Source organism: Allochromatium humboldtianum (assembly GCF_013385175.1).
Lineage (GTDB): Bacteria > Pseudomonadota > Gammaproteobacteria > Chromatiales > Chromatiaceae > Thermochromatium > Thermochromatium humboldtianum.
This window is the reverse complement of record NZ_JABZEO010000052.1, coordinates 1-1,537: the sequence shown is the minus strand read 5'-3', so window position 1 is coordinate 1,537 and position 1,537 is coordinate 1. Positions and strand designations below refer to the sequence as shown.

Here is a 1,537-nt window from a genome sequence, read left to right as displayed (position 1 = left end):
AGTTTAGTTGTCGCCTGCATCGGTGTTAAGTCACTTAAAAGAAAAGCAGGGTTAAGGTTGCAATGGGGGTGGGCAACATGACCATGACCGGGGCTCTTCTGCGGCCCGTAGGCTACTCCAACACAGAGGATGTTGCCGTGCTTTAGTGCGGAAAGCGGCCTTGTCCTCGTCTACGTGATGGGTTGAGAGGAGGTTCCGTTCTTTTGTCATTTTCGTGAGTTGCTTGCTTTCGATCAACAATGACACTTTATAAAAATTAAAATTGATCCATAAATTTATCTATAACTTGATCTGTTTTAATTAATAAGCTTTTGTTCTCGGAAAAAAAGTTTAATACCAAATCAAGTCCTGATGTTAAATTTATACAAGACTTCCATTCAGGTATAACTTTTTTTAATTTCGACGTATCATAAACACCATCCCATTGTTTCTCAAAAACAACGCTAGGAGCATAATAAGGCAAATTTTTCATTAAATCTGATGCGGATATATATTTTATTTTTGGTTTTGAAGGTGCTTCGATTTTTTCAGCGATTAAGTTATAAATATCATTCCAAGTGTACACAAAATCGCTTACAATATTAAAATCTTCACCAATACCAGCTTTTTTTTCAATAAGCATGTATAGTGCTTCTGCAAAATCATTAGAATGAGTCAATGTCCATAAGGATGTTCCATTTCCAGAAAGCAAAACTGCTTTTTTATTTAAAATTCTATTTGGTATTGTCCAGTCACCGTTTCCGATATTTACAGGAAAAATAGATGAATAAGTATGGGAAGGTCTAACTATCGTTACTGGAAATTCAAATTTTTCCCAAACAGATTGAAAGTATTCTTCAGCTAGTTGTTTGCCGCGAGCGTAACTCCATTTGCTTTCATTCTTTTTTGACAACTCAGATATTGGACTTAAAGATGGCTTTGAATAAACTGTCACAGAACTGACAAAAAAATAATGAGAAACTTTTTCTTTTAAAGATTCAAAATTTTCCATAGCTTGTTTTTCGTTATAGCAGATAAAATCTACTACGCAGTCAAAAAAATCAAGTTTTTTATTCGCTTCTTCGTAAAAAGAATTTCCTGAAAAAAACAATAATTCTACATTTTTTGGTAAAAGATAGTTTTTGTCTTTATTTTTTGCGCTAATAACAACACTGTGCCCTTTTTTTGCGAGCAGCTGCGTTAGGCTCCAACTAATATTTCCGCGTCCGCCATTAATCAATATTTTCATCATAAAAACCAAGTCAATTGAAGATTATGTATGAGCAAATCGATGTTAAGTCATTCAAGAGACAAGCAAGGGTTCAAGCTGACACTTGGGTTGGTCAAAATGACCATGATCGGGTCTCTATGGCCTGTAGGCCGCTCCAGCACTGAGGATGTTGCCCGTTTCGCTGTGGTACCGAGAGTGTCCTTGAACCAGAATCTGAGCCTCCTCGCCTAGTCGATGTATTAAGAAAGATCGCAAGAGCAAGCGACATGTATTCTGACACTGAGGGAAGGGCGCTCGGCCTGTGGTACAAACCACCGGCTTTAAGCC

1 protein-coding gene is annotated in these 1,537 nt (G+C 37.2%); it reads right to left on the bottom strand.

Features of this window, described 5'->3' with window-relative positions; translation table 11 throughout:
• Positions 1 to 256: 256 nt before the first annotated feature.
• Complete coding sequence (locus tag HW932_RS21405; protein ID WP_176978475.1) at positions 257 to 1,228, bottom strand: NAD-dependent epimerase/dehydratase family protein; 972 nt, start codon at positions 1,226 to 1,228, stop codon at positions 257 to 259.
• Positions 1,229 to 1,537: the final 309 nt, after the last annotated feature.